3 protein-coding genes are annotated in these 6,476 nt (G+C 48.0%); 1 reads left to right on the top strand and 2 read right to left on the bottom strand.

The features are described from left to right. Positions 1-82: 82 nt before the first annotated feature. The gene (locus tag NW852_RS10245; RefSeq protein ID WP_414371796.1) at positions 83-1,414 is read right to left on the bottom strand and encodes a hypothetical protein; all 1,332 of its coding nucleotides are present in this window, start codon (positions 1,412-1,414) and stop codon (positions 83-85) included. Between the two features lie 51 nt (positions 1,415-1,465). After that, on the bottom strand, positions 1,466-4,411 hold the full coding sequence (locus NW852_RS10240) for a methyltransferase domain-containing protein (RefSeq protein WP_414426710.1): 2,946 nt from the start codon (positions 4,409-4,411) through the stop codon (positions 1,466-1,468). 679 nt (positions 4,412-5,090) lie between these two features. On the opposite strand from NW852_RS10240, the gene NW852_RS10235 reads away from it, so the two are divergent. Beyond that, entirely contained in the window at positions 5,091-5,753 is a 663-nt protein-coding gene (locus NW852_RS10235) for a type IV pilin protein (RefSeq protein WP_414426709.1), read from the top strand. The last annotated feature ends 723 nt before the right edge of the window (positions 5,754-6,476 follow it).

Here is a 6,476-nt window from a genome sequence, read left to right as displayed (position 1 = left end):
TCCACCAGCCCTTCGAGCCCTACGAGCAGATGACGCCCCAGCAGTTGATGGAGTCCCTGCGTTCTTCGGGTTAGCTTGATCCCTATCTCGACGGCAGCTCAAAGCGAGGTAGTCCATCCAAGACAGGCTGGATCCCTGCTGGGATCTGCTCATGAGCAAGAGGATAGTGATAGTTGACCTGGGCCAGCAGCCGTTTCCACTGCTCCGAATTGAGAGCTTTGACCAGAGAAATAGACGGCTCTCCCTTTAACTCATAACCTGACTCGATTAGTTTGAGGGCAACGTTAGTTGCTGCTGTTGCCAGGACTGAGTCTGCCATTCCATAGTCTGGCTCTGCGGATACAATCAGGGCATAATCCTGAGGGCTTGGGCTAAGCAGAATAAACTCCAGTAAGAGCTCCAGACTGGAAATAGTTGCTTCCTGGAAACTGGGATCCCAGTTTGGGAAGAGAACCAGGTTAAGTTGGCTAAGGTAAATTTCTGAAGTAGCAGTATCCAGATGTTCTTCAAGAGGGCTAGTTTGCCCAGAGTTGCACCTCAAACAAGCTTTACTCTGTTGAAACCTAAGGCTTAGGTCAATTCTCTCGTCTTCCGTGGTGAGTAGTGTATGACTAGCCTGTTTTTTGCTGCTGCTAGTTAGGTGTAAGATGGAAATAGGGGTGTAGGGTAGGTAAGGCTCAACAAATAAACTGCGCTTTGGATCCCACCTCGGTAAGCCATAGTGGCAGGTCCAATTGCAGTAAGCTGGCAGAAGTTCTGTTTCCTCCAATAAACCGTCTAGGTAGACGGCAACGTTTAAGGCAAGCTGGTCAGTTAGAACCGAAGGTCTTTTGGCTAAGGCTTGAGCAAGGCGAAGATCCCAGAAGTTCCAATGCGGAGCACTATAAAGTAGTGCGAAAACACCTGCGTTGAGAAGAGGATAAGTGTGCAGATCATCAACATTTAGGTTAGGAAAGTAATGCCTATAGGCTTTGGATAGTTCGATTAAGTGTTCTTTTGATCCATAAAGTAGTCTGTTTCCTCGATCAATCTCTGGTACGATGGCCAGGCCTCTTTTTTTACTTCCCTGAATGAGTAAGTCAATTCCAAACCATTCTTGAACCCAGGCATCTGCATCAAGCCAGATATAAACTTCATAGCCTGGAAAGTACTTAGGAAGGTGCGGTCGAGCCAGAAGCCCTCGCAAGTATAAGGGTGCATTCTCAATACCAGGAAACGTGTATTCCCAGTCCGGCTCAACAACATAGTTTACGTTTTCCAAAACCCAGTTTATTTCTTCAAGTGAGCAGCCTAGGTTAAAGAAGCCTATATCGATTAATTGACCTTGCGGCTTATATCGAATAGAAAGAATCGTTCCTTTAACCAGGTCAAAAAAATGAGAATCAGCACCAGTGATAATAATTGCTGAGCTCATAGAGAAACACACCTGCAGAAAGCCTAAGCTCGGTTAACTTGCTAGGCTACTCTACTTGATCGCAATTACATTTAGGCTAATGGGCTCGCCTAAAAAAGACATGTCACTGCAATCATTAAATAAGCCAAATTTATCAACCTTACGAATAATCCTGAAACCTGCTTGAGTTAGTAACATAAACAGGTACTCCCAAGAGAAGCCAACCTTGTGGTAGTCATATTCATCAGTTTGTCCGCCAAACATCATGCGCATAACTCTAAATCGCTCCTCAGGCGAGACTCCTTCTCTCAAATAAAGACGACAAAGAGTAGGCAGATCAGGAACGCTGATCATCAACTCGCCGCCAAAACGCAAAACTCGATGCCACTCTTTGAGAACAATTGGAAGTTCTCGAATGTAATCAAAGTGCTCTAGGACATGGGAAGCATAGATGGCCTCTACGGAGCCATCGGCAAATTGACTGAGATCCTTAGCATTTCCCACGTAGTCGACGTGCTCCCTTGCCTGAATATCCAGGATCTTCCAATCGGGGTGAGGTTCTTTACCTCCAATGTGAAGGCGGATACGCTGAGTAGACCTAGGCTCAGCTTGATTCTCTTGCAAAGGCGGAACAGATTCAATTAGCTGATGCTTGTACGCAAGATCAAAGTATACCTTCTCCATGGCTCTGGCTAGGCGCTCTGGATCCCAAATTATCGATCTGTCATAGGAATCTCGAATGGTTTGCTTAGCTTTTTTCAGGAGTTCTGGATTATTGGCTAGTTGGATCCCACGCTCGATAAACTCTTCAATTGACCAGGCGATACAGTCATCAAGACCTACATTCTTGAGTAAGCTGTAGCTCATTCGACCAAAGTAGTGCCTACCGACTAAGGTCAGCACCGGCAAGCCCATATACAAGGCTTCCATTGTATGAGTGGCCCCTGTGTAGGGAAATGTGTCTAGCATCAAATCAAATAGCCCTAGCTGACCACGATGTAAGCCTGTGTATTCTGTTCTTGCTAGGAAGCGAATTCGATCCTCGACTCCCAGTTCTTTAGCTCTTTTTCGATACATCTCAATCATTGACGGAGCTTCCCCCTTGCCTTTTACAACCAGTACGGCATTGGGAGAATTGAGTAAGATCCTCAAATGAGCTTCTACACACTGGTCATTGCGCTTATATGCATGAGCAGCTGTAAAGAGGAGAGTATTTTTAGGGGTAATGTTCAGCGTTTGAGAAAATACTTGATGATCTTGAGGATCTACGGCAAGTTGGCTAACAGCAGCATAAGCAGGCAAGCGAATTAACTCCTCCCGGTAGTCCTCTTTCGCCTCATCCGGGAGTAGATAAGGATCAACAAAGAAATAGTCTAGAGTTGGTAAGCCGGAAGAGTCTCCTCCCAGCCAGCTACACTGAATAGGAGCACAACGATATGCCATAACATAGTTGCTAATTCGATCTGTCAGCGAGTCAAGATGTACAAGAATGTCAAGATTGTCGTCTCTTATTGTTCGCAGAATCTCCTTTAGACTTGTGTTTTTGGGAAACTGACGGAAATAAGCCTTGTGGAGGAGAAAACTTTGATAAAGAGGATCTGAGGAGAGAATTTCTTCCGTCGCTAGGCCCATTAAGTAGTAGTAATAGACTTCTATATTCTCAGTATCGTGGGATGCAAGTATTTGTTGAGACATTAGGCCTACAGAGTGACTCATAAAACATATACCCAGGTAGCCAACTCTCAGCTTTCGAGGGCAGGAGCTGCGATGCTGATTTGCTAGGTTTTGGGATCTGCTACTGAAGCTATCCAGATCTAAGTTTTCTCGGTAAGATAGAAGAATAGAATAAAGTATGTCGGCAGAGATCTGAGTTAGCTTTCGTATAGTCTTTCTATCGTCGCTAACATAGTTGATAAAAAAACAGACTGAAAACATAAGAGCGCGAGCAAGACTCTGAATATTGTCGTTTACAGGTTCTTGGTTAATTAGTTTCTCCTTTATAACTTGTAAACTTTCTAGTGGCCACAAGCTCAGGAATCTGTCAATAATAAGCTTTACCTTGTCTGTGAGAGCTGCTTTGGCAAACAAGGCCATTGCGTTCTCTAGAAGATAGATGAAGTTAGCAGATTTCTCTTCTTCCTCTGAGGCAAGTGAAAGTAGTTTTTCTGCCACTACTGAGTACCCCAGACTTTTCGATTCTTCCATCAGCCTATAAATGAGCTCTATCCCGAAGCCGGACAGCCAATCTTTCGATGTGGAGAGTGCTTTATAGGATTCAGCCCTCTCAGGAAGATAAATCTCCGAGAGCAAGGATAGCGCCGCCATAACCGAGCGACGCCGTGGCTGAGGCATTTTCTGGGCAAAGACTTCTAGGAGATCAAAGAAGACCTCCAAGTATCCTTCGTCCAAGAGATGGCGGGCAACATCCAGGAAGGCAATTTCTTCCGATAGGTCGACAATTTCTGGCCCAGAGCTTATACTCTCAGCTACTGCTGACGCATAGGTGAGGATTGCCAACTCATCTTCTCTCTTGATGGCGTCGTAGAGCAAGAGTAGATTATTAGACTTCTGCAACGGATCTAGCTCAAAGACGAGCTCTCTTATCTTTAATGAATGATTGTAAACGATCTTCGAGTGGTGAATGGGTTGCTTGCCGGCTAAGAAGGCTATTTCTCGAGCTGTCTCGAGCATGAGCGAGATCAGCTTTTCTCGACTAAGCAAAGAAATGCCTTCCACTCTCAGTAAAGCGTTGTAAAGAGGATAAACCTTTCTGGGCTCTATGTACAGAAGTTTACGGATTGCTATTTCTGTGGCTTCTTGTAGTGTTCCCGGGGCATTCTTCCAGTCGGTTCTGAAGTCAGGGTAGATAACTTTTGTTAGCACCTGTCCCCACTGCAGAGGGGAAAGAACATCGGCATAGGTTCTAGCCCAGTCTTGAAAATCCATTTCGGAGCGGGCAAGGGCAGCTCGCCCTCGAGCAGCAACCTCTTCTAAGGTGAAAGATTCAGGAAGTGGCATTGACTCAGGAAGGCACTGGGACAAGTTGGCCTCATTATGCCATAGCCCTGAGCTGAGGCGGTTCAAGGGAGTCGACCACACACGGGGATAGCTTGGTGGCCCCGCACTCAAGTGCGGGGCGGAAAAGCCCGTAAGCAACTTGAGTTGCTATCCCTTCGCGCCAGCGGGCCGGAGGCCTTAGCAAGCACCTACTACGGTGGAAAACCCGACCAGTGCAGAGCGTGGGGGCGTTGCTCAGCAAAGTAAGCAGAACCTTAGCGCTTTGCTCTAGGGAACTGTGTAGGGGCATCTTGACAGCACCTTTATGAGTCCGCGTGTGGACTGTGTAAGAATCCCCCGACTTTAGTCGGGGGAGTGTCAATTGCCCGTAGCGTGAGCCTGTTTCCAGCTCAACCTTCGCACCGTGGGGGGCAGGCTTCCCCGTGGGTAAGACTGTAGCTGCTTGGAGAGGAAGGTGGCTACCTAGTTCCCCTTGGCAGAATCCGGGAGAGGCCAACGAGAAGAGCTCGGCAGCTCCGCCTGCAGGGCCAATAGCCGAGGGCGGGCTGGGCACTCTCGGCAACGTTTACAAAGACTTTGTCTGGGGGATGTTATGAACTCGAGCGGGGGTGGGTAGTCTAGTAGTGTCAACAGAAGGCACAAGCGAGCCTTCCTCTAACTCTCAAGGGAGTAACGAATCATGAGTGCAAAACTGCGCCACTCTTTACTTCGCGCAAAGCTCTCTCAGTTCTTGCTTTCTCGCGCCAAGGGCTTCACGCTGATTGAGCTGCTAGTGGTGATTGTAATTGTAGGCGTCTTGAGCGCTATTGCAATTCCCCAGTTCCTGAACCAGATCCGTCGCTCTCGCGTGGCAGAAGCCCAGGCTGCTCTGACCGATGTTTCTCGTGGTGCTGAGGCCTATCGGATGGACTGGACTCAGTATCCTACGGCATATGAAGTGATTGGCCGTGGCTGCGATTCTCAATGGTGTGGTCCCACCAAGGATAAGTACCAGAACGATCCTTGGTCTGCTCCCAACTACGGCGCTCCTGCTATGTCAGTGGATGACCCCGCTCAGCGCGGCTTGATCATTGCGGTTCTTGGTAATACAAGCGTTAACCCTGCCTATGTGAACGCTGGTGGCTACCCCATCCTCTGTGAGATCGGCCTTGGGCGGGGTGAGAAGATGGTAGCTACCGGTGAATACTATGTCGGAAAGTCTTGTAATGTTTTCTCTGACCAAGATTCAGGGGTGACAATAGAAGAAGACGGGCTGACGCTGGATCCGTTCGGTGAGGGCGATGAAAGTTACGATCTGACAGATTCAACTGCTACGACTTTCGAGCAGCAACAATCCGAGTAACCCTAAGTCAAGGCTAAGTGACTATTTTGCTCCCTGTGACTGGGGAGCTTTTTTTGGTATCTTGGCAAGTCATCAGAGGGTTCTCGGCTCGCAAATGATGCTCTCTGGATTGCCATCCTAAGCAGCGTTTCTGGAGATCTGTGAGGTGCAAACACAAGCTCAAACCCTACCGCGCAAAGCCGGCGCAGGAACGGGGGTTCTTCCTGGTGGAAGTAGTGACCACTGCAAAAAGGGTTGTCAGGATGTGTCTAATTTCTCACTTAGTCAGGTTTGGAAAGTTTGAGGCCCAAAATAGCTCATCTCACCACTTTATGGTCGTTTCAAACGAGATTGAGACACCTTTGCTGCCGATCCAAGGGCTCGACGCCGCCAGCCCGTTTGCGACAGCGTTGCGTAGCAATAACGATTTAGGGAGATGTTTTATTGCTATTTGAAATAGCAGAGCTACCCATGGCTGATCCTAGGTTGAGGGTCAAGGGATCCTTTCTCACTTGGCCTGACTTCTGTGGCTAATCTATAGAGACCAGCAGAGCTAGTTGACCAGGGAAGAGGGCGAGGGATGGAGGTACTGAGACCCTAACCAGGCTTGAGAGGGCACAATAAAGATAAGATTTCCTCTTCCTGTCTTTGGTCAGACAATGCCGAGACGAGGTAGAAAACAGAGGGGACTTCCTTTCCGAGAAGCCAAGACAGCCCTACAGAAGCTGGATCTGGAGCGTATCG

Source organism: Synechococcus sp. H60.1 (genome assembly GCF_047462335.1).
GTDB lineage: Bacteria > Cyanobacteriota > Cyanobacteriia > Thermostichales > Thermostichaceae > Thermostichus.
This window is presented reverse-complemented; position numbering and strand designations above follow the sequence as displayed.

Bases quoted from the DNA above. Each gene is read 5' to 3' on its own strand.
- NW852_RS10245 (WP_414371796.1), bottom strand. From the start codon at position 1,414: ATGAGCTCAGCAATTATTATCACTGGTGCTGATTCTCATTTTTTTGAC.
- NW852_RS10240 (WP_414426710.1), bottom strand. From the start codon at position 4,411: ATGCCACTTCCTGAATCTTTCACCTTAGAAGAGGTTGCTGCTCGAGGG.
- NW852_RS10235 (WP_414426709.1), top strand. From the start codon at position 5,091: ATGAGTGCAAAACTGCGCCACTCTTTACTTCGCGCAAAGCTCTCTCAG.